19 protein-coding genes are annotated in these 21,565 nt (G+C 61.8%); 8 read left to right on the top strand and 11 right to left on the bottom strand.

Annotated features, from left to right (window positions below):
- Positions 1-45: 45 nt before the first annotated feature.
- The 10 genes from aspS to ACH2CW_RS13455 form a co-directional block, all read right to left on the bottom strand.
- Positions 46-1,833 (bottom strand): aspartate--tRNA ligase, encoded by a 1,788-nt coding sequence (gene aspS, locus ACH2CW_RS13410; RefSeq protein WP_395058937.1) that lies wholly within the window; start codon positions 1,831-1,833, stop codon positions 46-48.
- A gap of 60 nt (positions 1,834-1,893) precedes the next feature.
- Positions 1,894-2,514, bottom strand: a complete 621-nt coding sequence (locus tag ACH2CW_RS13415) for a DUF502 domain-containing protein (protein WP_395058939.1) — start codon at positions 2,512-2,514, stop codon at positions 1,894-1,896.
- Positions 2,514-2,861, bottom strand: a complete 348-nt coding sequence (locus ACH2CW_RS13420; RefSeq protein WP_395058941.1) for an FmdB family zinc ribbon protein — start codon at positions 2,859-2,861, stop codon at positions 2,514-2,516. Before ACH2CW_RS13420 ends, ACH2CW_RS13415 begins: the two co-directional genes overlap by 1 nt.
- A 102-nt stretch (positions 2,862-2,963) precedes the next feature.
- A complete protein-coding gene (locus ACH2CW_RS13425; protein ID WP_395058943.1) occupies positions 2,964-4,409 on the bottom strand; it encodes a sodium:solute symporter family protein in 1,446 nt (481 codons plus the stop codon).
- 46 nt (positions 4,410-4,455) lie between these two features.
- A complete protein-coding gene (ubiB, locus tag ACH2CW_RS13430; RefSeq protein WP_395058945.1) occupies positions 4,456-6,009 on the bottom strand; it encodes a ubiquinone biosynthesis regulatory protein kinase UbiB in 1,554 nt (517 codons plus the stop codon).
- A gap of 55 nt (positions 6,010-6,064) precedes the next feature.
- Positions 6,065-6,640, bottom strand: a complete 576-nt coding sequence (locus tag ACH2CW_RS13435) for a hypothetical protein (RefSeq protein WP_395058947.1) — start codon at positions 6,638-6,640, stop codon at positions 6,065-6,067.
- Positions 6,641-6,766: 126 nt separating this feature from the next.
- A complete protein-coding gene (locus ACH2CW_RS13440; RefSeq protein ID WP_395058949.1) occupies positions 6,767-7,705 on the bottom strand; it encodes a Tim44 domain-containing protein in 939 nt (312 codons plus the stop codon).
- Between the two features lie 23 nt (positions 7,706-7,728).
- The gene (ubiE, locus tag ACH2CW_RS13445) at positions 7,729-8,460 is read right to left on the bottom strand and encodes a bifunctional demethylmenaquinone methyltransferase/2-methoxy-6-polyprenyl-1,4-benzoquinol methylase UbiE (protein ID WP_395058951.1); all 732 of its coding nucleotides are present in this window, start codon (positions 8,458-8,460) and stop codon (positions 7,729-7,731) included.
- 156 nt (positions 8,461-8,616) lie between these two features.
- The gene (locus tag ACH2CW_RS13450; RefSeq protein ID WP_395058953.1) at positions 8,617-9,030 is read right to left on the bottom strand and encodes a gamma-butyrobetaine hydroxylase-like domain-containing protein; all 414 of its coding nucleotides are present in this window, start codon (positions 9,028-9,030) and stop codon (positions 8,617-8,619) included.
- Positions 9,031-9,052: 22 nt separating this feature from the next.
- On the bottom strand, positions 9,053-12,997 hold the full coding sequence (locus ACH2CW_RS13455) for a DUF3683 domain-containing protein (protein WP_395058955.1): 3,945 nt from the start codon (positions 12,995-12,997) through the stop codon (positions 9,053-9,055).
- Positions 12,998-13,210: 213 nt separating this feature from the next.
- Here ACH2CW_RS13455 and ugpB point away from each other — a divergent pair, with 213 nt between their 5' ends.
- From ugpB to ugpQ, 5 genes are all read left to right on the top strand, one after another.
- A complete protein-coding gene (gene ugpB, locus ACH2CW_RS13460) occupies positions 13,211-14,524 on the top strand; it encodes a sn-glycerol-3-phosphate ABC transporter substrate-binding protein UgpB (protein ID WP_395058957.1) in 1,314 nt (437 codons plus the stop codon).
- 95 nt (positions 14,525-14,619) lie between these two features.
- Complete coding sequence (ugpA, locus tag ACH2CW_RS13465; protein WP_395058959.1) at positions 14,620-15,501, top strand: sn-glycerol-3-phosphate ABC transporter permease UgpA; 882 nt, start codon at positions 14,620-14,622, stop codon at positions 15,499-15,501.
- A 58-nt stretch (positions 15,502-15,559) separates the two neighbouring features.
- Positions 15,560-16,414, top strand: coding sequence for a sn-glycerol-3-phosphate ABC transporter permease UgpE (gene ugpE / locus ACH2CW_RS13470; RefSeq protein WP_395058961.1), 855 nt, complete (start codon positions 15,560-15,562; stop codon positions 16,412-16,414).
- 9 nt (positions 16,415-16,423) lie between these two features.
- The gene (locus tag ACH2CW_RS13475; protein WP_395058963.1) at positions 16,424-17,428 is read left to right on the top strand and encodes a sn-glycerol-3-phosphate import ATP-binding protein UgpC; all 1,005 of its coding nucleotides are present in this window, start codon (positions 16,424-16,426) and stop codon (positions 17,426-17,428) included.
- On the top strand, positions 17,425-18,165 hold the full coding sequence (gene ugpQ / locus ACH2CW_RS13480) for a glycerophosphodiester phosphodiesterase (RefSeq protein WP_395058965.1): 741 nt from the start codon (positions 17,425-17,427) through the stop codon (positions 18,163-18,165). Before ACH2CW_RS13475 ends, ugpQ begins: the two co-directional genes overlap by 4 nt.
- Positions 18,166-18,207: 42 nt before the next feature.
- Here the strand turns inward: ugpQ and ACH2CW_RS13485 are convergent, their stop codons facing one another.
- Positions 18,208-19,140, bottom strand: a complete 933-nt coding sequence (locus ACH2CW_RS13485) for a class I SAM-dependent methyltransferase (RefSeq protein WP_395058967.1) — start codon at positions 19,138-19,140, stop codon at positions 18,208-18,210.
- A gap of 92 nt (positions 19,141-19,232) precedes the next feature.
- On the opposite strand from ACH2CW_RS13485, the gene ACH2CW_RS13490 reads away from it, so the two are divergent.
- The 3 genes from ACH2CW_RS13490 to ACH2CW_RS13500 all read left to right on the top strand — a co-directional run bounded on the left by ACH2CW_RS13490 (position 19,233) and on the right by ACH2CW_RS13500 (position 21,491).
- Positions 19,233-19,673 carry a MarR family winged helix-turn-helix transcriptional regulator gene (locus ACH2CW_RS13490; protein ID WP_395058969.1) on the top strand — a complete coding sequence of 147 codons (441 nt, stop codon included), beginning with the start codon at positions 19,233-19,235 and terminating at the stop codon, positions 19,671-19,673.
- A 59-nt stretch (positions 19,674-19,732) separates the two neighbouring features.
- On the top strand, positions 19,733-20,152 hold the full coding sequence (locus tag ACH2CW_RS13495) for an organic hydroperoxide resistance protein (protein ID WP_395058971.1): 420 nt from the start codon (positions 19,733-19,735) through the stop codon (positions 20,150-20,152).
- A 247-nt stretch (positions 20,153-20,399) separates the two neighbouring features.
- Positions 20,400-21,491, top strand: coding sequence for a DUF2855 family protein (locus ACH2CW_RS13500; protein WP_395058973.1), 1,092 nt, complete (start codon positions 20,400-20,402; stop codon positions 21,489-21,491).
- Positions 21,492-21,565: the final 74 nt, after the last annotated feature.

Raw genomic sequence — 21,565 nt, forward strand, 5'->3', positions numbered from 1 at the left:
TAATACCGTAGCAAACCAGCGTCACGCCAGTGCTAAGAAGCCGACTCAGACCGGCTGCGGCGTCCGCAAACGGATGTGCAGTTCTCTGAGCTGCTTCTCGTCGACCGGGCTGGGCGCGTGAGTCAGCAGGCACTGCGCGCGCTGGGTCTTGGGGAAGGCGATCACGTCGCGAATCGACTCGGCGCCGGTCATCATGGTCACGATGCGGTCCAGGCCGAAGGCCAGGCCGCCGTGCGGCGGCGCGCCGTACTGCAAGGCGTCGAGCAGGAAGCCGAATTTCTCCTGCGCCTCTTCCGGACCGATCTTCAGCGCAGTGAACACCTTGTTCTGTACATCGGCGCGGTGGATACGCACCGAGCCGCCGCCCAACTCCCAGCCGTTAAGCACCATGTCGTAGGCCTTGGAGATACATTTTCCGGGGTCGGTGTCCATCCAGTCTTCATGGCCGTCCTTGGGCGCCGTGAAGGGGTGGTGCACCGCGCTCCAGCGCTGGGCGCCTTCGTCGTATTCGAACATCGGGAAGTCGACCACCCACAACGGCTTCCAGCCGGCGGTAAAAAGACCCAGCTTTTTACCCAGCGGGCTGAGCCCGACCTTCAGGCGCAGGGCGCCCATGCTGTCGTTGACAATTTTGGCCTTGTCGGCGCCGAAGAAGATGATGTCGCCGTTCTGCGCGCCGGTGCGTTTGATAATCTCGGCCACAGCGGCGTCATGGATGTTCTTGACGATGGGGCTTTGCAGCCCGTCGCGGCCCTTGCTGACGTCGTTGACCTTGATCCAGGCCAGCCCCTTGGCGCCGTAGATCTTGACGAACTCGGTGTAGCCGTCGATCTCGCCGCGGCTCATCTCGGAGCCGCCCGGCACACGCAGCGCAACCACGCGGCCGCCCGGCGTGGTGGCCGGCGCGCTGAACACCTTGAAGTCCACATCACCCATGATGTCGGTCAGCTCGGTGAATTCGAGGTTCACGCGCAGGTCGGGCTTGTCCGAGCCGAAGCGGTGCATGGCGTCGGCATAGGTCATGACCGGAAATTCGCCGAGGTCGGTGGCCAGCACGGTCTTGAAGATGTTGCTGATCATGCCCTGGAACATGTCGCGGATGTCCTGCTCGCCCATGAAGGACGTTTCGATATCGATCTGCGTGAATTCAGGCTGGCGATCAGCGCGCAGGTCTTCGTCGCGGAAACATTTGGTGATCTGGTAGTAACGGTCGAAGCCGGCCACCATCAGCAGCTGCTTGAACAGCTGTGGGCTTTGCGGCAGCGCGAAGAACTGACCTTCGTTGACGCGGCTGGGCACCAGATAATCACGCGCGCCTTCGGGCGTGCTTTTGGTCAGCATCGGCGTTTCGATGTCGATGAAGCCGTTGGCATCCAGAAACTTGCGGGTTTCCATCGCCACGCGGTAACGCAGCATCAAGTTGTTCTGCATGTACGGGCGGCGCAGGTCCAGCACGCGGTGGGTCAGGCGGGTGGTCTCGGACAGGTTGTCGTCGTCGAGCTGGAACGGCGGCGTGACGCTCGGGTTGAGCACGATCAGCTCATGGCACAAGACCTCGATCTTGCCGCTTTTGAGCGCCTCGTTGACGGTGCCTTCGGGACGCGCCCGCACCAGGCCCTTGATCTGCACGCAGAACTCGTTGCGCACACCCTCGGCCGTGGTGAACATATCGGCGCGATCCGGGTCGCAGACCACCTGCACATACCCTTCGCGGTCACGCAGGTCGATGAAGATCACGCCACCGTGGTCGCGCCGGCGATTGACCCAGCCGCACAGGCTCACGGTTTGGCCCAGCAGGGCTTCGGTCACCAGACCGCAATAGTGGGAACGCATTTGGGAAGTCATAAATAAATCGCTTGTGCTTGTGAACGCTTGCGCGCTCCGGAAAGAAAACTATTTCGGCTTGTAGCTGGCAGCCGTGCCGGGCACCACCACGCCCATCGAAATCACATAGGTCAGGGCTTCATCGACACTCATCTTGAGTTCGATACAGTCAGACCGCTTGAGCATGACGAAGTAACCGCCGGTCGGGTTGGGGGTGGTTGGTACATACACACTCATGTAGTCGCCGGTGAGGTGATTGGCCACATCACCACCGGGCATGCCAGTCTGGAAGGCGATGGTCCACACGCCCTCGCGCGGCCACTGCACCAGCAGCGCCTTGCGGAAAGCATTGCCGTTTTCCGAGAACAGCGTGTCCGACACCTGTTTGACGCTGGAATAAATCGATCGAACGATGGGAATGCGGCTGAGCAATGCATCCCACCAGCGCACCAGCTTCTTGCCGAAGAAATTGCTTGCGACAGCACCGATCGACAGCACAATCGCGAAGGCCAGCAACACACCGAAGCCGGGCATGTGAAACCCGAGCAATTTGTCAGGGTGCCAGGTCTCAGGAAGAATCTGCAGCGTCTGGTCCAGCGTACCGATGATCCAGTTGAGCAACCATACCGTGACGGCCAGCGGCACGAGCACCAGCAAGCCGGCCAGCAACCATCGGCGAATGGCGGCCATCAGCTCGCCTTGGGGGTCGTGCCGCCCGGAGACGGTGCCGAGGCGGCAGGCGCGGGCGCCGCAGCCGGCGCCTTGGCCGCCGGATCAGCAGGTTTGGCGTCGCCGCTGCTTGCCGCAGGTGCCTCCGTGCTGCCACTGACAGGCGGGACAGCGGCCGCGCCGCCACCGCCGCGGAAATCAGTCACATACCAGCCTGAGCCCTTGAGCTGGAAACCGGCTGCGGTCAGCTGCTTTTTGAACGCAGGCGCGCCGCACTGCGGGCAGTCCGTCAGCGGCGCATCGGACATTTTTTGCAAAACGTCCTTGTGATGCCCACAGGCATCGCATTTGTAGGCGTAAATAGGCATGATTCTGGAAGGTTTTGTCGGGGCTTGTCGCGGCTATTGCCCTGCGGGAAGCGCAGGATGCAAAACCTTCAATTATAGGCGCGGGGAGCCGGCCCGTGCGGTTCAGGCTTCGGTACTCAGCCGATGGTGGCTGCCCTGGCTGTTTTCAATGGTTTGCGGCGTCAAGGAGCCGACCAGCATGCCGAGCGCCGCCGCCAGCACGCCAGCCAACTGGGCCGGAAACTGTTCGCCCAGCGTGCTGAAGGTGAACAAAAGCCAGGTGGCGATGCCGCAAACCACCGAAAACATCGCGCCCTGTGTGCTGGCTTTTTTCCAGTACAGGCCGGCCACCAGCGGAACGAATGCGCCCACCAGAGGCACCTGGTAAGCCCCCGAAACCATGTCGTAGATCGACGTCCCCTGCATCGTGATGGCGTAAGCCAGCACCAGGGCGCTGAACACCAGCACACTGGTGCGCATCAGTTTGAGTTCGTGTTTGTCGCTCATGCGCGGCTTGAACTGGCGCCAGATGTTCTCCACAAAAGTTACGCTGGGCGCCAACAGGGTCGCCGACGCGGTGGATTTGATGGCCGACAGCAGCGCGCCGAAAAACAGCACCTGCATCACAAAAGGCATTTTTTCCAGCACCAGGGTGGGCAGGATTTTTTGCGGATCTTCCTTGAGCAGCACGGCGGTTTGCTCCGGCATGATGATCAATGCGCTGGCGACCAGAAACATGGGCACAAAGGCAAACAGGATGTAGCAGACGCCGCCAATCACCGGCCCTTTGGTGGCGGCACTGACGCTGTTGGCCGACATCACGCGCTGGAAAACGTCTTGCTGCGGAATCGAACCAAACATGATGGTGATGGCCGCCGCGAGGAAAAACATCATCTCCTTGAAGCTGGGTTCAGGCCAGAAATTGAACAAGTCCCGGCTGGTCGCCAGCGCGATCACCTTGTCGGCGCCGCCGGCCAGGTTGCCGGCAAACACAGCCAGCACCGCCAGGCCCACCACCAGCACAATCATCTGAATGAAGTCGGTGATCGCGACGGACCACATGCCACCGAACAAGGTGTAGGCCAGCACCGAGGCAGTGCCGATCAGCATGCCGGTGGTGGGGGTGATCGCTCCGCCCGACAGGATGTTGAACACCAGGCCCAGCGCGGTCACTTGCGCGGCCACCCAACCCAGGTAGCTGATCATGATGATGATGGAGCAAACCACCTCGATGACACGGCCATAACGCTCACGGTAGTAATCACTGATGGTCAGCAGCGACATCTTGTAGAGTTTGCCCGCGAAGAACAGCCCGACCAGAATCAGGCAGGTCCCTGCGCCAAAAGGGTCTTCCACCACACCACCCAGACCGCTGTTGACAAACTTCGCCGGGATGCCCAGCACGGTTTCCGAGCCAAACCAGGTGGCAAAGGTTGTGGTCACAATCATGATTAGCGGCAGGTTGCGCCCGGCGACCGCATAGTCCGTGGTGTTTTTGACGCGTCTGGCGGCGTACAGTCCAATGATGATGGTGATCAGAAGATAGACAAAAACCAGGGTTAAAAGCACAGCGGGCCTCCTCAAGAATGCGTGATTATCACCAGATTCCGCCCCGCTAGAAAAGGCGAATGCGCAGCACCAGTTGCATGGCCAGGAGACCCAATGCAAAACCCAGGCCACCGTAGATCAGGCTTTGCAACAGCTTGTTGGTTCGTTTTTGCTCCTGCAGAAGCTCCTGAAGCTCCCGGCGGTTACCGCCTGACTGGTTTTTCAGGTATTGCTGCAACAGGCGCGGCAGGCCGGGCAGCAGCTTGGCATAGGTGGGCGCCTCGGCCTTGAGTTGCTCGAGCAGCTTTTCAGGGCCGACTTGCTCCAGCATCCAGGTTTCCAGAAAGGGCTTGGCCGTGCTCCAGAGGTCCAGGTCGGGATCAAGCTCCCGGCCCAGGCCCTCGATGTTGAGCAGGGTTTTTTGCAGCAACACCAGCTGCGGCTGGATCTCTACATGGAAACGCCGCGAGGTCTGAAACAGGCGCATCAACACCATGCCCAGCGATATTTCCTTGAGGGGGCGGTCGAAATAAGGTTCGCAACAGGCGCGTATCGCAGCTTCAAGTTCATCGACCCGCGTGTTGCCCGGCACCCAGCCGGACTCGATATGCAGCTCGGCCACCCGCTTGTAGTCACGCTGAAAAAACGCGCTGAAGTTCTGCGCCAGGTATTCCTTGTCGACCTCCGTCAGCGTGCCGACGATGCCGAAGTCCAGCGAGATGTAACGGCCGAAGGTGGCTGGCTCCAGGCTGACCTGGATGTTGCCGGGATGCATGTCGGCATGAAAAAAGCCGTCGCGAAACACCTGGGTAAAAAAAATGGTGACGCCGTCGCGCGCCAGTTTTTTCATGTCCACACCGGCGTCGCGCAGGCGCTCGACCTGGCTGATCGGCACACCGTTCATGCGCTGCATCACCATCACGTCGGGCATGCAGAAATCCCAGACCATCTCCGGGATCAGCACCAGGTTCAGGTTCTGCATGTTGCGACGCAGTTGCGCCGCGTTCGCGGCTTCACGCAGCAGGTCCAGTTCGTCATGCAGGTACTTGTCAAACTCGCCCACCACCTCGCGTGGCTTGAGCCGCTTGCCGTCAGCCGACAGGCCTTCGACCCAGCCGGCCATCATGTGCATGAGCGCCAAGTCTTTCTCGATCGCCGGCAGCATGTTGGGGCGCAGCACCTTGACCGCGACCTCGCGGCCACCGGGAAGCGTGGCGAAGTGCACCTGAGCAATCGAAGCGCTGGCCACCGGCTGGCGCTCGAAAGTTTCGAAGATGGCGGCGATCGGGCGGCCAAAGGCTTTTTCAATGATGGCAATGGCCACGTCCGAGTCGAACGGCGGCACCCGGTCCTGCAGTCGCGCCAGCTCATTGGCAATGTCCAGCGGCAGCAGGTCGCGGCGGGTCGACATGACCTGACCGAACTTGACAAAAATCGGCCCCAGGCTTTCCAGCGCCTCACGCAGGCGCGCACCGCGCGGCGAGCGCAGGTCGCGGCCTATGGACACCACCCGCGTCAGTGTGCGGATCCAGGGCTTGCTGAAGCTGGACAGCACCAGCTCGTCGAGCCCGAAGCGCAGCACCGTCCAGACGATAAAAACGCCCCGGAACAGCCGGCTCATGAGCGAACCTCCGCCCTGCTGGCTGCGGTATTCGCCTTGGGGACGGCCCGGCGGCTCATGAAGCGGCTTTCGGCGGCGCGGGCGCGGGTGGCACCGTCACGGGGCCAGAGGGTGCGGGCGGTACAGGCGCCTGGGCCAGGAACTGCCGCAGGCCGGTCAGGGCCTGGCGGGCGAAGCCAGCCAGCGTGTGCGCCGGCACATCGCCGATGATGCGCGACAGGTCTTCTTCCACATCCCAGCGCAGGTTATCGGCCAGCCAGCCGAGCTCGGCGGCCAGTTGCACATCCCCTTCGATCTTGACCGGCGGCGCTTTGCCAGCCATCACCGACTGCAACACGACCGTCGGTGATTCTGCGGCGACGGCCAGCAGGAGGTCAGGTTTGGCGCCGGGGGCAGCTCGGTCCAGCAGGCCAGCCGGCGTGATGACCAGGTCCAGCGCAAACAGGCCCCAGCGCACATGAACCACGCTGCCTTTTTTTCGCAGCAGCCGGTTCTGGGCTTCTTTTTCCTGCATCAGCACGTGGTTGAGGAACAGCACCAGCTTCTGCTGCCCCTCATCGACCAACCAGGCGGGCGGCTGAAAGCGGGTTACCAAGGATTGCAGAAAAGAAAAAGGGGACGGGTTATTCATACGTCCCCGATTTTGCAGCAGATTGAAAAAGCCCCTTCATCGCACAAACGATTGAAGGGGCTTTATGACAGCAAGGACCGCCCCGCGGAGGGCAGAGCGCTGCGCGAAGCGAGCGAACGTGGGAGCTTACTGCAATGCTTGTACGCCGGCGACCAGCCAGCCGCCACCATTGCGCGGTTTGGTCATGTTCCAGACCTCGCGGAACGGGCTGGCGCCGGCCGACGCGTCTTCGCGGATCATGCCGGAGAACTCGACGCTGGCCATGTAGACGTCGCTGAGTTCCTCGATGCCCAGCAGCTTGGCTTCGAGCATGACGACATCGGTCTTGTTGACGCTGCCGCCGGTGTGGGACTCGCGGTCGGCGAGCTGGGCCTTGATCTGCTCCAGCATCTCGTCGGTCATCATGGCGCGCAGGCTGTTCACGTCGGAACGGTCCCAGGCGTCCTGCAGGGTCACGAAGTTGGTCTTGCAGGCACGCAGGAAACCTTCAGCATCAAAGCCGTCGGGCACACCCCAGGCCTGGGGCCCGTTCAGTGCCGAGCCGATCATCGAACCGCTACCGGCCGCCTTGCTGGCGTCAAAAGCCATGTTGTTGCGCTCCCAGGGCCGGGCCGAAGCATCATTGCCCACGTTTTCCGGGCTGTAGTTGCGCGGTGTGGTGGCATTGCCCGCGCCCTGCATGGCGAAAGGCGTAGCGCCCTGGCCGTTGCCAGCCTTCAGACGGCGCATCACAAAGCCGACCACCACCATGATCACCAGCGCCAACAGGGCGAACATGATGATCTGGCCAAACGCTTCGCCCAGGCCGAGCGAGGAAGCCAACCAGGCCAGACCCAGACCCGCAGCCAGGCCACCGAGCATGGCGCCCCAGGGCTTCTTGGGCGCCGCAGCGGCTGCAGTGTTGGCAGGCGCGGCAGGCGGGGTGGCCTGGCGCTGCGTCACGTTGGACGACTGGCGCCCAACCGAGCCGCCACCGCCCATGCGTTTGGCTTCTGCGGCAGGCGAATACGCCAGCAGCATGGTGACGGCCAGCACGGCCGAGAGAATTGCAGACCAGAATTTCATGACGTCTCCTCTATGTAATTGCTTCAACACTTGATTCCAACATGTAATGCCACTACCCCGCCGGTGAGGTTGTGATAGTCCACATGACCAAAACCACCTTTATGCATCAGGGCCTTTAGTTCGTCCTGGCCGGGATGCATGCGAATCGACTCCGCCAGGTAGCGGTAACTCGAGTCGTCGTTGGCCACCAGCTTGCCCAGTCTGGGCAGCATATTGAAGGAATACCAGTCGTAGACTTTGGCCAGCGGTTTGGCGATTTTTGAAAATTCCAGCACCAGCAGCTTGCCGCCAGGCTTGAGCACCCGGTTCATCTCGGCCAGCGCCAGATCCTTGTGCGTCATGTTGCGCAGGCCGAAAGCCACGCTGACCAGGTCGAAGCTGGCGTCGGCAAACGGCAGCTTCTCGGCGTCGCAAACGGTGGTCGGCAAGAGTTTGCCGGCGTCCAGCAGGCGGTTGCGACCTTCGCGCAGCATGGCTTCATTGATGTCGGTGTGCACCACGCAGCCGGTGCTGCCCACTTTGGGCGCAAAGGCCAGCGCCAGGTCACCGGTGCCGCCAGCGATGTCCAGCACACTCTGGCCCTCTTTCACATCGGCCACCATCACCGTGTAGGCTTTCCAGACGCGGTGCAGGCCCATGGACATCAGGTCGTTCATCACGTCATATTTGGGCGCGACCGAATCGAACACGCTGCGCACACGGCTGGCCTTGTCTTTCTCGTCGACAGACTGGAATCCGAAGTGGGTGCTGCTCATAAGCTAATGCTAGGGGCGAAACCCGCCAATTCAAGCGACAACCCTGTCACCGCGTGGGGCATTGGCGACATTTATGTTGAAAAACAACACCCGCCCTCGTCGGTCGGACCCGAGCAGCTATTAAATTGATAGTGGAAGAGAAACGGCCCGCGTGCATCAATGGCTGCTGCAGCCATGGCCGCTGGCAGCAGGCATGGGTGCGTCGCGCTGGGCCCCGGCGGCTTCCAGGCGCTGTGTGTAGTCGGCCCACAGGCGGGCTTGTTCAGCGCCCAGAAAATAAAGGTAATCCCAGGAAAAGATGCCGCTTTCATGGCCGTCCGAAAAAACCGGTTTGACCGCATAGTTGCCAATCGGTTCGAGATCGACCACCGACACCTCGCGCTTGCCGGTCTGCAACACCTCTTGCCCCGGCCCGTGACCCTGGACTTCAGCCGACGGCGAATAAACACGCATCAACTCAAAGGGGATTTTGAAATCGGCACCGTCCGAAAACGCAATCTCCAGCACGCGAGACTGGCTGTGCACTGTCAATGCCGTGGGGGTGGGGGAATCCGGTGTCAGGCCTGCCATGGGGAGTACTTTCTTGCTGGGATCAAACCAGCACGCGTTCAATGCCGCCGTTGTTGGCGGCAGCCACATAAGCCGGCAGCCATTCCTTGCCGAGGATCTGGTTGGCCATCTCAACCACGATGTAGTCGGCCTCCAGCAGGCCGTTGTTCAAATCGTTGCCGTAGCGGCTCAGGCCCTGCAGACAGCTCGGGCAACTGGTGAGAATCTTGACATTACCGGTCGCGGCGACCGCGCCGCTGGCGCGCAGCGTGGCCTCGTCCTTGCGCAGCTCTTCTTCCTTGCGGAAGCGGATTTGCGTCGAAATGTCGGGGCGTGTCACGCCCAGCGTGCCGGATTCGCCGCAGCAGCGATCCGACTTGAGCACTTGGTCGCCCAGCAGCGCCTTGACGGTTTTCATCGGCTCCTGCAGCTTCATCGGTGTGTGGCAAGGGTCGTGGTACAGATAACCCCGGCCCGGCGCATCTGTGCGCAGGGTAATGCCTTTTTCCAGCAGGTATTCGTGGATGTCGATGATGCGGCAGCCGGGGAAAATTTTCTCGAACTCATACCCCTGCAACTGGTCATAACAGGTGCCGCAGCTGACCACCACCGTCTTGATGTCCAGGTAGTTCAGCGTGTTGGCCACGCGGTGGAACAACACCCGGTTGTCGGTAATGATTTTTTCGGCCTTGTCGAACTGGCCGCTGCCTTTTTGCGGGTAGCCACAGCACAGGTAACCGGGTGGCAGCACTGTCTGCACGCCGGCATGCCAGAGCATGGCTTGCGTTGCCAGGCCCACCTGCGAAAACAGGCGCTCCGAGCCGCAGCCGGGGAAATAAAACACCGCCTCGGTTTCAGCCGTCGTGCTTTTCGGGTCGCGGATGATGGGGACGTAGTCCTTGTCCTCGATGTCCAGCAGCGCACGCGCGGTTTTTTTCGGCAGGCCGCCCGGCATCTTCTTGTTGATGAAATGGATCACCTGCTCCTTGACCGGCGCGCTGCCGACCGTGGCCGGCGGCTGGGCTGTCTGCTTGCGGGCCACGCGGCGCAGCAGGTCGTTGGCCAGGCGTTGCGCCTTGAAGCCAACATCCACCATGGCGCCGCGCATGAACTTGATAGTCTGCGGGCTGGTGGCATTGAGGAAAAACATGGCCGCCGCATTGCCGGGGCGGAAGGTCTTCTGGCCCATCTTGCGCAGCAGGTTGCGCATGTTCATGGACACTTCGCCGAAGTCAATGTCCACCGGGCAGGGGGAGAGGCACTTGTGGCAGACCGTGCAGTGGTCGGCCACATCTTCAAACTCTTCCCAATGCTTGATGCTGATGCCGCGCCGCGTCTGCTCTTCGTACAGAAAAGCCTCGACCAGCAGCGAGGTCGCAAGAATTTTGTTGCGCGGACTGTACAGCAGGTTGGCGCGCGGCACATGGGTGGCGCAGACCGGCTTGCATTTGCCGCAGCGCAGGCAATCCTTGACGCTGTCGGCGATCGCGCCGATGTCGGACTGCTGCATGATCAGCGACTCATGGCCCATCAGGCCGAAGCTCGGCGTGTAGGCGTTGGTGAGGTCTGCGAACAAGGCCTCGTCCACGCCGCTTTTATAAGCCTTTTTGGCCTCCAGCCCTTGTCCAGCATGGCCAGTAAGCTCCTGATTTCGTAGCAGCTTGCCTTTGTTGAAGCGCCCTTCAGGGTCGACCCGCAGCTTGTAGTCGGCAAAAGGCTGGAGCTCGGCGTCGGTCAAAAACTCCAGCTTGGTGATGCCGATGCCGTGTTCGCCGGAGATCACACCGTCCAGCGAGCGCGCCAGTACCATGATGCGGGCCACCGCTTCATGCGCGGTTTGCAGCATCTCGTAGTCGTCGCTGTTGACCGGCAAATTGGTGTGCACATTGCCGTCACCCGCATGCATGTGCAGCGCGGCCCAGACCCGACCCTTGAGCACCTGTTTGTGGATGGCGCTGCATTCGGCCAGGATGGGCGCAAAGGCTGCGCCCGAAAAAATCGTTTGCAGCGGCGCGCGCAACTGGGTTTTCCAGCTGGCGCGCAGCGAGTGGTCCTGCAACTGCGAAAACAGCGTGTCCACATCACGCAGCCAGCCTGACCACAGGGCCCGCACTTCGGCGATCAGGGTGACGGCCTGGCCTACGCGGTCCTCCAGCAGCTCGGCCGACGGGATCTCGCCAGCATCATCGGACTTGCCCAGCGGCAGCTTGCCCTTGAGGAAAAAGGCTTCGAGTGCATCGCACAGCTTGACCTTGTTGGCCAGGCTCAGCTCGATGTTGATGCGTTCGATGCCGTCGGTGTATTCGGCCATGCGCGGCAGCGGGATCACCACGTCTTCATTGATCTTGAAGGCGTTGGTATGGCGCGAGATGGCCGCGGTGCGCTTGCGATCCAGCCAGAATTTCTTGCGCGCGTCCGGGCTGATGGCGATAAAACCCTCACCGCGGCGCGAGTTGGCGATGCGAACCACTTCGGACGTTGCACGGGCCACCACATCGGCGTCGTCACCGGCGATGTCGCCGAACAGCACCATCTTGGGCAGTCCGCCGTGGGTTTTCGACTTGGTCGCATAACCGACCGCCTTCAGGTAACGGTCGTCCAGGTGTTCGAGTCCGGCCAGGATGGCGCCGCCGCGCTTTTGTTCGGCGAACATGAAGTCCTTGATCTCGACGATGCTGGGCACCGCGTCCTTGGCATTGCCGAAAAACTCCAGGCAGACGGTACGCGTGTGCGCCGGCATGCGGTGCACAATCCAGCGCGCGCTGGTGATCAGGCCGTCGCAGCCTTCCTTCTGGATGCCGGGCAGGCCGCTGAGGAACTTGTCGGTCACGTCCTTGCCCAGGCCCTCCTTGCGAAAGGTCTTGCCGGCGATGTCCAGGCGTTCGGTGCGCAGAGGCGTCCTGCCGTCGGCCTCGAAATACTTCAGCTCAAAGCTGGCCATCTCGGCGTCGTGGATCTTGCCAAGGTTGTGGTCCAGCCGCGTGACTTCCAGCCACTCGGCCTGGGGCGTGACCATGCGCCAGGACGCGAGGTTATCCAGCGCCGTGCCCCAGAGCACGGCCTTCTTGCCGCCGGCGTTCATGGCGATGTTGCCACCTATGCAGGAGGCTTCGGCCGAGGTCGGATCGACCGCAAACACAAAACCGCCGCGTTCGGCGGCATCGGCCACACGCTGGGTCACCACGCCAGCTTCGGTCCAGACGGTAGCCACCGGCTGGCTGTGGCCGGGCAGGCTGACCATTTCGACCTCGGTCATGGCTTCGAGTTTTTCGGTGTTGATGACCACTGACTTCCAGGTCAGGGGAATCGCGCCGCCGGTGTAGCCGGTGCCGCCGCCGCGCGGGATGATGGTCAGGCCGAGTTCGATACAGCCCTTGACCAGGCCAGCCATCTCGGCCTCGGTATCCGGTGTGAGCACCACAAACGGGTATTCGACGCGCCAATCGGTCGCGTCGGTCACGTGCGAGACACGCGACAGGCCGTCAAACTTGATGTTGTCCTTCTGGGTCAGCTTGCCGAGCTTGCGCGCGGTCAGGCGGCGCAGGTCGTACATGTTTTCAAACGAGGTCGCGAACTGGGCGACGGCGCCTTTGGCCGCGTCCAGCAGCTCGACCACGATGGCGTCGCGCTGGCTGTCCTGCTCGGGCGTGCGGCGTTTTTCGACCTCGCCGAGCCGGTGTTGCAATGCCTCTACCAACATGCGGCGGCGTTTCGGGTTGTCCAGCAGGTCGTCCTGCAGGTAGGGGTTGCGTTGCACCACCCAGATGTCGCCCAGTACCTCATACAACATGCGGGCCGAGCGGCCGGTGCGGCGCTCGTCGCGCAGCAGGTTCAGCAAGTCCCAGGCGCGGCTCCCCAGCAGACGGATCACGACCTCGCGGTCGGAAAACGAGGTGTAGTTGTAGGGAATCTCGCGAATGCGGGCTGCGCCGGGCTCGGCCTCACCGGCCAGGGCGCTTAACTTTTGGAGGGATTCAGGAGCGTTCATCGTGGGAGGCCGGGGGCGAAAAGGGCCTGTAGGCCTGAGTCCGGCGCGTTGCCCCTATGTTACCGCAGCGCAACATTCACAGGCGCGCCCCGCCCCCGTTCGTGGAAACCCGCTAGCGAAGAAACTGTCACACCGTTTAAATCGAACTGTCATAAATCGTTCGTAAACTCGGCGCTTTATTTGTTCGAACACCCGATTCATCCAGGAGTAGTCATGAAAAAATGCTTGTCAGCCATCACCCTGGCGGCCTGCGCACTTGTTGCGCCGCTCGCCAGCCACGCCCAGACCGAAGTCCAGTGGTGGCATTCCATGGGCGGCGCCCTCGGCGAGTGGGTCAATGACCTGGCCAAGGACTTCAACGCCAGCCAGAAGGACTACAAGGTCGTACCGACCTTCAAGGGCAGCTACGCAGAATCGATGACGGCCGGCGTGGCCGCCTACCGCGCCGGCAATGCGCCGCACATGATTCAGGTGTTCGAGGTCGGCACCGCCACCATGATGGCTGCCAAAGGCGCCACCGTGCCAGTCGGCAAGGTGATGAGCGACGCGGGCCTGAAATTCGACCCCGCCGCCTATGTGCCGGCGGTTTCGGGCTACTACACCGCGCCGAACGGCCAGATGCTGAGCTACCCCTTCAACAGCTCCACGCCGGTGTTCCATTACAACAAGGACGCGTTCAAGGCCGCCGGCCTGGACCCCGAGAAACCGCCGACCACCTGGCCTGAAGTCGCGCTGGCAGCAGCCAAGCTCAAGGCCTCCGGCCACAAATGCCCGTTCACCACCAGCTGGATCAGCTGGACCCAGCTGGAGAGCTTCTCGGCCTGGCACAACGTGTTGTACGCGACCAAAAACAACGGCTTCGGCGGCACCGATACCCGCCTGGCGTTTAACAGCCCGCTGCATGTGCGCCACATCGACAACCTGGCCAACATGGCCAAAACCGGCCTGTTTGTCTACAAGGGCCGCGAGAACAAGGCCGACGCCACCTTTGTGTCGGGCGAATGCGCCATGGCCACGGGTTCATCGGCCCTGGCCGGCAGCGTCAAGCGCAACGGCAAGTTCGGCTACGGTACCGGCACCCTTCCCTATTACCCTGATGTGGAAGGCGCACCCCAAAATACCGTGATCGGCGGCGCCAGCATCTGGGTCATGTCGGGCAAGAAGCCTGAGGAATACAAGGCCGTGGCCGCTTTCCTCAACCACCTGTCCAAACCGGAAGTCGCGGCCGCCAGCCACCAGCGCACTGGCTATCTGCCCGTGACCAAGGCCTCGTTTGAGTTGACCGAGAAATCCGGCTTCTACAAGCAGAACCCGGGTGCCGACGTGTCGGTCAACCAGATGATCCGTAAGACCACCGACAAGTCGCGCGGCGTGCGCCTCGGTAACTTCGTGCAGATCCGCACCATCATCGACGAGGAACTCGAAGGCGTGTGGCAGGGCAGCAAGCCGGCCAAGGAAGCGCTGGACAATGCCGTCAAGCGCGGCAACGAACAACTTGAGCGCTTCCAGAAAGCAAACAAGTCCTGACGGACTTCTTGCCATGGCCGCATTGACGGCAACCCCTCCCCTGCCCTCCCCCGCCAAGCGGGGGAGGGTGTTTTTTTGCAGGCGACAATAACGGCATGGAAAAACGAGTCCTCTTCAAATCGTCCTGGCTGCCGTGGGTGCTGATTGCGCCGCAGATGGCGATCATCCTGGTCTTCTTTTTCTGGCCGGCCGGCCAAGCGCTGTACCAGAGCGTGCTGCTGGAGGACGCCTTTGGCTCCTCCAGCGAATTCGTCGGCCTGGACAATTTCCGCCAGCTGTTCTCCGACCCGGCTTACCTGGACTCGTTCCGCGTCACCGCGATCTTTTCAGCGCTGGTGGCTGTCGGTGGCATGTCACTGGCGCTGTTGCTGGCGGTGATGGCCAATCGGGTGGTGCGCGCTGCAAGCATCTACAAAACGCTGCTGATCTGGCCATATGCGGTGGCCCCGGTGGTGGCCGGCGTGTTGTGGCTGATGATGTTCGCCTCGCCCTATGGCGTGATCCGCTACGCGCTGATCGAGATGGGCTTTGACTGGAACCATGTGCTCAACGGCAGACATGCCATGGCGCTGATCGTCATGGCGTCGATCTGGAAATACATCTCCTACAACTTCCTGTTTTTCCTGGCCGGCCTGCAGTCGATTCCGCACTCGCTGATCGAGGCGGCGACAATTGACGGCGCCACACCCTGGAAGCGCTTCTGGAGCATCGTCTGGCCGTTGCTCTCGCCGACCACCTTCTTCCTGCTGGTCATCAACGTCGTCCACGCCTTCTTTGAAACCTTTGCCATCGTCGACGCCGCCACCAGCGGCGGACCGGGCAAGGACACCTCGATCCTGGTTTACAAGGTGTATTACGACGGCTTCAAGGCCATGGACATCAACGGCTCGGCCGCGCAGTCGGTGGTACTGATGGTGATTGTTGTTGTGCTGACCGTAATCCAGTTCAAGTTTGTCGAGAAAAAAGTCCACTACTGATGACAACCGACCCAACGCCGTCCGGCCCGCTCACTTCGCAGCCACCAAGGAGGCCTTCATGATCGAACGCCACCCCATCCTCGACTTCGTGTCGCACGCGATCCTCATCCTCGGGGTGGTGATCGTGTTCTTTCCGATCTACGTCACCTTCATCGGTTCAACCCAGACCGCCGAGCAGATCATGTCCAGCAACCCGATCTCGCTGCTGCCCGGCAACAACATTGTGGAAAGCTACCGCTTCGCGCTGTTCGGCGGCAAGACCGAAGCCGGCGCCACGGTGGCTCCGGCCCTGCCCATGATGGGCGTCAGCCTGGCAAGCGCATTGATCATCGCCATCGGCAAGATTGCGATCTCGCTGCTCTCGGCCTTCGCCATCGTCTACTTCCGCTTCCCGTTCAAGAACCTGGTGTTCTGGATGATTTTTGTCACCCTGATGCTGCCGGTGGAAGTGCGCATCGGCCCGACCTACGAGGTCATTTCCGACCTGCGCATGCTCAACAGCATGTCGGGCCTGACGATTCCGCTGATCGCGTCGGCCACCGCCACCTTTTTGTTCAGGCAGTTTTTCATGACGGTGCCCGACGAACTGGTTGAGGCAGCCCGTGTCGACGGCGCCGGACCGATGCGCTTTTTCAAGGACGTGCTGCTGCCGCTGTCCAAAACGTCGATGGCCGCGCTGTTCGTGATCCAGTTCATCTACGGCTGGAACCAGTACCTGTGGCCGCTGCTCGTGACCACCGATGAATCCATGTATCCCATCGTGATGGGCATCAAGCGCCTGATTTTTGGCGAGGTCTACATTGAATGGAACGTGGTCATGGCCACCGCCATCCTGGCGATGCTGCCGCCGGCCATCGTCGTGATGCTGATGCAGAAGTGGTTCGTCAAGGGCCTGGTTGATACCGAAAAATAAGAGAGCGCAATGGCTTCAATCCAACTCAAAAACATCGTCAAGAAGTACGGCAAGGGCAAGGCCGAGCTGCAGGTCATCCACGGTGTCACCGCCGACATCGCCCATGGCGAGTTCATCGTCATCGTCGGGCCCTCGGGCTGCGGCAAGTCGACACTGCTGCGCATGGTGGCCGGCCTGGAAGAAATTTCCGGTGGCGAAATCTGGATCGGCGACCGCGTGGTCAATCAGCTCGAGCCGGCCGAGCGTGACATCGCCATGGTGTTCCAGAACTACGCGCTGTACCCGCACATGAGCGTCTTCGACAACATGGCCTACGGGCTGAAGATCAAGAAGATGCCGATCGCCGAGATCAAACAGCGCGTCGACAAGGCCGCCGGCATTCTGGAGCTCGGCCACCTGCTGGACCGCAAGCCGCGCCAGCTCTCGGGCGGCCAGCGCCAGCGTGTGGCCATGGGCCGCGCCATCGTGCGCCAGCCCCAGGTCTTTCTGTTCGACGAGCCGCTGTCCAACCTCGACGCCAAGCTGCGTGCCCAGACCCGTCTGGAAATCCAGAAGCTGCACCGCGAGCTCGGCATCACCTCGCTGTTCGTGACCCACGACCAGGTCGAGGCCATGACGCTGGCGCAGCGCATGATCGTCATGAACGCCGGCAAGATGGAGCAGTTTGGAACGCCTGAAGAGGTCTACCATTCTCCCGCCTCCACCTTCGTGGCAAGTTTCATCGGCTCGCCGCCGATGAATCTCCTGAAAATCGCACCTGGCGGCAAGCCCGGCACCATCCTGGGCATCCGGCCTGAACACCTGGACGTAGGCAGCGAGGGTTGGGAAGTCAAGGTCGAAACCGTCGAGCTGCTGGGCGCAGAACGCCTGATCTACGGCCGCGTGAACGGGGAGCAACTGATCGTGCGAGTGGAAGAAGGTACCCATTCGCCCGTACCGGACGCCATCATTCACGTGCTTCCCCGTCCCGACCGGCTGCACTGGTTTGACGCCGAGAGCGGCAAAAGGCTTTGAAACCCTGGCCCTACCCGCGCTGGATCGCCCATCGCGGTGCCGGCAAGCTCGCGCCGGAGAACACACTGGCGGCCTTTCGCCTGGGCGCGGCGCACGGCTACCGCATGTTCGAATGCGATGTGAAGCTCAGCGCCGACGGTGTGCCCTTTTTGATGCACGATGCAACCCTCAATCGCACCACCAGTGGCCACGGCACAGGTGGCGAGCAACCATGGCGCATGCTGTCACAGCTGGATGCCGGACGCTGGCATTCACGCAACTATGCCGGAGAGCCACTGGCCAGCCTGGAAAATGTCGCGCGTTATTGCCAGCACAACGGCTATTTTTTGAACATTGAAATCAAACCCACACCTGGCCTGGAGACCCAGACCGGCACCGTGGTGGCCGACGCTGCCGCGCGGCTCTGGCAAGGTCACACCGTGCCCCCGCTGCTGACGTCGTTTCAGCCCGAGGCCCTGGAAGCCGCCAGGGCAGCGCAGCCGCAGTTACCGCGCGGGCTGCTGCTCGACAGCTTCTGGAAGGGTTGGCTGGAAACGGCGCTGACCCTCGATTGCGCCGCACTGGTATGCAACCACGCGCTCTGGGACAGCGCCACGGTGCTGCAGGCCAAAAGCGCAGGGTTCCGGACCTTGAGCTACACGGTCAACGACGACTGGGCGGCCCGGCGCCTGCTGGACCTGGGCACGGACGGCATCATCACCGACCGCATTGACCTGTTCTCGCCAGCGACCGAATAGGCCGCAAACCGACGCGGTCCAAGCCCGGCTTGGAACAGGCTCTCAGGCCAGCAAAGACTCCGCCACATCAAAACGCGTGACCAGCGCGCCCAGATTCAGCGCCGCCAACACTTCCCGCAAGCGCTGCTGCGCCTGGCGCGTCTTGGTGGCGCTGGGCACAGCAGGCAGGCTGGCGATAATGAGTTCGTTTTTCATCGAGTGCTCCCAGCCCACCAGCTCGGTCACGGTCACCTGGTAGCCCCTGGCTTCAAGCTGCAGGCAGCGCAGCACATTGGTGATCTGGCTGCCGAACTCGCGGGTGTGCAGCGGATGCCGCCAGAGTTCAGCCAGGGGATTCTTCGACAGGCTCAACGCCTTGTTTTTGCGGAGCACGCCGGCGACCTCAGCCTGGCAACAGGGCACCAGCACCATGTGGCGCGCCTGCTTGGCCAGGCCAAAGGCTATCGCGTCGTCGGTGGCGGTGTCGCAGGCGTGCAGCGCAGTGACGATGTCCACCTGCGCCGGCAGTTCCGCAGAGCCTGTGGCCTGTTGCACCGACAGATTCAGGAACGCCATGTTGGCAAAACCCAGCCGCTGCGCGAGTTCGCGCGACTTGTCCACCAGTTCGGAACGGGTCTCGATGCCGAAAATTTTTCCCGTCGGCTTGTCGCCAGCATGCGCGACGTTGAAAAACAGGTCGTACAGGATGAAGCCGAGGTAGGACTTGCCGGCGCCATGGTCGGCCAGCGTGAAGGTTTTTCCGCCCCCGGAGACTTCCTCCAGCAGCGGCGCGATGAACTGGTACAGGTGGTAAACCTGCTTGAGCTTGCGCCGCGTGTCCTGATTCAGCTTGCCCTCGCGCGTCAGGATGTGCAGTTCCATGAGCAGTTCAATCGACTGGCCGGGTCGGATTTCTTCAATCACCTGCGCCGGCTGGCCTGGAGCGGACGCGGGGCGCGCGGGCTTGGCGGCGCGGGGAGTGCTGTTTTTGGGCATGTGCCTGAAGTCTAGCGCCAGGCTGATCCAGGAGATGGTGCGATGGCGTTATTTATATTGCACACAATTTAATTGTGAGATATACTTCAAACATGCCCAACAAAACCGATGCCATGCTGAAGCTGGATAACCAGCTCTGTTTTGCGCTGTACTCCACCTCGCTGGCCATGACCAAGCTCTACAAGCCCCTGCTTGACGAACTCGGTCTGACCTACCCGCAATACCTCGCCATGCTGGTGCTGTGGGAGCAGGACGGGCTGATGGTGTCGGAAATCGGCGAACGCCTCTACCTTGATTCGGGAACCTTGACACCGCTGCTCAAGCGCCTTGAAAGCGCTAACCTGATCTCGCGCATCCGCGCCGTCGAAGACGAGCGCCGTGTGCACATCACGCTGACCGCCTCCGGCCGCAAGCTCAAAGCCAAAGCGGCAAAAATTCCGGACCGCATCCTGACCGCCGCGCAGTGCCCGGTGCCCGAACTGATGGCGCTGACCCAGCAGGTGCAAGCCCTGCGCCAGCGGCTGGTCGCCTGAATCTTTTTCATCTCTTTTCAACCCGCTTCATCTCGAAGTACTTCTCCAAGGAAATCACCATGACCACCCAACTCGACAAAGTCCTCTATACCGCCAAAGCCCATACCACCGGCGGCCGCGACGGCAAGTCCAAAAGCGACGACGGCAAGCTGGACGTCACGCTGAGCTCGCCCGGCACCGCCGGCACCGGCACCAACCCCGAGCAATTGTTTGCGGCCGGTTACTCCGCCTGTTTCATCGGCGCCATGAAAGCCGTCGCCGGCATGAAAAAAATCACCTTGCCTGATGGCCTGAGCATCGACGCCAGCGTTGACCTCGGCAAGATCCCCGCCGGCTACGGCATTGCCGCCCGCCTCGACGTATCGCTGCCCGGCATGGACCGTGCCGCCGCGCAGGAACTGGTGGACGCTGCGCATCAGGTATGCCCTTATTCGAACGCAACCCGCGGCAACATCGACGTGACCATCACCGTGAAGTAAAGCCCCCACGCTTGTCGCTTCGCGTACTGCGCTGCCCCCCGAGGGGGCCGTGCTTGCTCGGGGCGGCCCTTCGCGGCACACATCGCTCACACGCTTTCACTTCGTGTAAAGCGCCCTCCTTGTGAATGCTGTCGCCAAAGCGGCCCGCCGGTGTTGAGCCGGCGGGCTTTTTCGCTTATGTTGGGGACATGAGCCGCCGGGCCGTTCCCAAGGCAACCATCGCAGCCTGAAAGGCGAAGCTTATCCAATGAGCACCACCACCCTCCTCGTCCGCAAAAACCAGCTTGCCGAAACCCGCCTGCACACCGCCGAAGCCATCGCGCTGGCCGACGGCCAGGTGCGTATTCACGTCGATTCCTTCGCGCTAACCTCCAACAACATCACCTACGCCGCCTTTGGCGACGCGATGAACTACTGGCAATTTTTTCCGACTGCCGAGGATGGCTGGGGCACCATCCCGGTCTGGGGCTTCGGCACGGTCCGCCAGTCGCTGCACCGCGGCGTTGCTGTCGGTGAAAAAATCTACGGCTACTTCCCGATGGCGTCCGAAGCCGTGCTGAGCCCGGCGCGGCTGGACAGCAGTGGCTTTTACGACGGCGCTGCGCACCGGCGCGAATTGCACCCGGTCTACAACCAGTACCTGCGCTGCAACACCGATCCGTTTTACACGGCATCGACCGAAGCGATCCAGGCCTTGCTGCGGCCACTGTTCATCACCTCCTTCCTGATTGATGACTTCCTGGCTGACAACGATTTTTTCGGTGCCTCAGGCGGCGCGATGCTGCTGTCCAGCGCGTCGAGCAAGACCGCCTACGGCACGGCCTTCCAGCTGGCGCAACGTCCCGGCATCGAAGTCATCGGCCTGACCTCGCCGGGCAATGTGGCCTTCTGCGAAAGCCTCGGTTGTTACAGCCGCGTGCTGACCTATGACCAAGTTGGAAAAATCGCCGTAGACCGCGCCTGCATCTACATCGACTTTGCCGGCAACGCCAAACTGCGCCACGCCATCCACAGCCGCTTTGAGAATCTGAAATACAGTTGCGCCATAGGCGGCACCCACGTTTCAGAACTTAGCGGCGGCAAGGACCTGCCCGGTCCGCGTGCCACCCTGTTTTTTGCGCCAGCGCAGATCAAGAAGCGCAGCGCCGACTGGGGCAAGGAGGGCCTGGGCCAGCGCCTGGTCCAGGCCTGGCAGGCCTTCAGCATGCGCGTCAGCCAGGGGCCGACGCCCTGGCTACGGGTGCAGCAGCACGCGGGGGAACCCGCTGTGGCGGCTGCCTACCAGCAGGTGCTGGGCGGCCAGGGCGACCCGAGAAGCGGGCACATCCTGGCGTTCTGAGATCAGCCAGAATGCTATATTTTTTATAGCTGCTTGCGCCCGCCAGTCATGGGCTGGGGGCATTTTTTATTGAA

Source organism: Polaromonas sp., assembly GCF_043778355.1.
GTDB lineage: Bacteria > Pseudomonadota > Gammaproteobacteria > Burkholderiales > Burkholderiaceae_C > Polaromonas.

Excerpts from the sequence above, each read along its gene's own strand:
- aspS (WP_395058937.1), bottom strand. The coding sequence starts at position 1,833 with ATGCGTTCCCACTATTGCGGTCTGGTGACCGAAGCCCTGCTGGGCCAA.
- ACH2CW_RS13415 (WP_395058939.1), bottom strand. The coding sequence starts at position 2,514 with ATGGCCGCCATTCGCCGATGGTTGCTGGCCGGCTTGCTGGTGCTCGTG.
- ACH2CW_RS13420 (WP_395058941.1), bottom strand. The coding sequence starts at position 2,861 with ATGCCTATTTACGCCTACAAATGCGATGCCTGTGGGCATCACAAGGAC.
- ubiB (WP_395058945.1), bottom strand. The coding sequence starts at position 6,009 with ATGAGCCGGCTGTTCCGGGGCGTTTTTATCGTCTGGACGGTGCTGCGC.
- ACH2CW_RS13435 (WP_395058947.1), bottom strand. The coding sequence starts at position 6,640 with ATGAATAACCCGTCCCCTTTTTCTTTTCTGCAATCCTTGGTAACCCGC.
- ACH2CW_RS13440 (WP_395058949.1), bottom strand. The coding sequence starts at position 7,705 with ATGAAATTCTGGTCTGCAATTCTCTCGGCCGTGCTGGCCGTCACCATG.
- ubiE (WP_395058951.1), bottom strand. The coding sequence starts at position 8,460 with ATGAGCAGCACCCACTTCGGATTCCAGTCTGTCGACGAGAAAGACAAG.
- ACH2CW_RS13450 (WP_395058953.1), bottom strand. The coding sequence starts at position 9,030 with ATGGCAGGCCTGACACCGGATTCCCCCACCCCCACGGCATTGACAGTG.
- ACH2CW_RS13455 (WP_395058955.1), bottom strand. The coding sequence starts at position 12,997 with ATGAACGCTCCTGAATCCCTCCAAAAGTTAAGCGCCCTGGCCGGTGAG.
- ugpB (WP_395058957.1), top strand. The coding sequence starts at position 13,211 with ATGAAAAAATGCTTGTCAGCCATCACCCTGGCGGCCTGCGCACTTGTT.
- ugpA (WP_395058959.1), top strand. The coding sequence starts at position 14,620 with ATGGAAAAACGAGTCCTCTTCAAATCGTCCTGGCTGCCGTGGGTGCTG.
- ugpE (WP_395058961.1), top strand. The coding sequence starts at position 15,560 with ATGATCGAACGCCACCCCATCCTCGACTTCGTGTCGCACGCGATCCTC.
- ACH2CW_RS13475 (WP_395058963.1), top strand. The coding sequence starts at position 16,424 with ATGGCTTCAATCCAACTCAAAAACATCGTCAAGAAGTACGGCAAGGGC.
- ACH2CW_RS13485 (WP_395058967.1), bottom strand. The coding sequence starts at position 19,140 with ATGCCCAAAAACAGCACTCCCCGCGCCGCCAAGCCCGCGCGCCCCGCG.
- ACH2CW_RS13490 (WP_395058969.1), top strand. The coding sequence starts at position 19,233 with ATGCCCAACAAAACCGATGCCATGCTGAAGCTGGATAACCAGCTCTGT.
- ACH2CW_RS13495 (WP_395058971.1), top strand. The coding sequence starts at position 19,733 with ATGACCACCCAACTCGACAAAGTCCTCTATACCGCCAAAGCCCATACC.
- ACH2CW_RS13500 (WP_395058973.1), top strand. The coding sequence starts at position 20,400 with ATGAGCACCACCACCCTCCTCGTCCGCAAAAACCAGCTTGCCGAAACC.